The sequence below is a fragment of the Xenorhabdus bovienii genome, assembly GCF_024721015.1.
GTDB lineage: Bacteria > Pseudomonadota > Gammaproteobacteria > Enterobacterales > Enterobacteriaceae > Xenorhabdus > Xenorhabdus bovienii.
Map to the genome: position 1 here is coordinate 1 of NZ_JANAIF010000238.1, position 1,013 is coordinate 1,013.

General features: G+C 51.0%; 1 protein-coding gene. It reads left to right on the plus strand.

Going from position 1 to position 1,013, the window contains the following annotated elements; genetic code table 11:
- Nucleotides 1-33: 33 nt before the first annotated feature.
- Nucleotides 34-1,013 (plus strand): phage tail protein (locus tag NXS07_RS20290; protein ID WP_258087548.1); only part of this gene is annotated, 980 nt, incomplete at its 3' end.

Here is a 1,013-nt window from a genome sequence, read left to right on the forward strand (position 1 = left end):
TGTGCATATTATTGATGATGTGAGGATTGAATCATGAGTACCCGATTTTTTGCACTGTTAACCCGTCTGGGTGCGGACAAACTGGCGAACGCTGCCGCACTGGGGACAAAAATAGAAATTACCCATATGGCAGTGGGGGATGGCGGCGGCAGTCTGCCTACACCCCATACGACACAAGCCCAACTCATTAACGAGCGTCGCCGCGCGGCGATTAATGTCCTGAGTATTGACCCCAAAAACACAAACCAGATTATTGCCGAGCAGGTGATACCGGAAAGTGAGGGCGGTTGGTGGATACGGGAAATCGGCCTGTTTGATAAGGACGGTATTCTGATTGCGGTCGGCAACTGCGTTGAAACTTACAAACCGCAATTGCAGGAAGGCTCAGGACGTACACAAACCCTTCGCATGGTGTTGATTGTCAGCAGCACCGATGCCGTGACACTGAAAATCGATCCGTCTGTGGTGCTGGCCACCCGCGAATATGTGGATTCACGGGTTACTCATTCCATTGTTCTGCATGAGAACAGTCGTCGCCATCCTGATGCCACGCTTAAAGATAAAGGGTTTGTGATCTTAAACAGTGCAGTAGACAGTCACAGTGAAACCCAGGCAGCTACCCCGAAAGCGGTTAAGGTGGCGTATGACTTGGCTAATGGCCGTGTGCCGGCGACACGCAAGGTCAACGGGAAGGCACTGTCTTCTGATATCTCGCTGGGTGCGGGGGATGTCGGGGCATATACCCCAGGGGAAGTGGATTCCCGCGTCAATGAGGCTAAATCACTGGCAAACACAGCCAGCCAAAATGCGTCCGATGCGAATAACAATGCTAATTCTCGTCTGGAGAAAAAACAAAACGGCGCAGACATTCCGAACAAGCCGAAGTTTATAGACAACCTCGGTTTAACAGGAACGGTAGATTTAGCGAAAAATGCCCTGCCTAAAAACTCCACGCAGTCATTTAAATCCGGCGACCACGCCATTAGCAACGGGAGCGATTACTGCTCATTGAC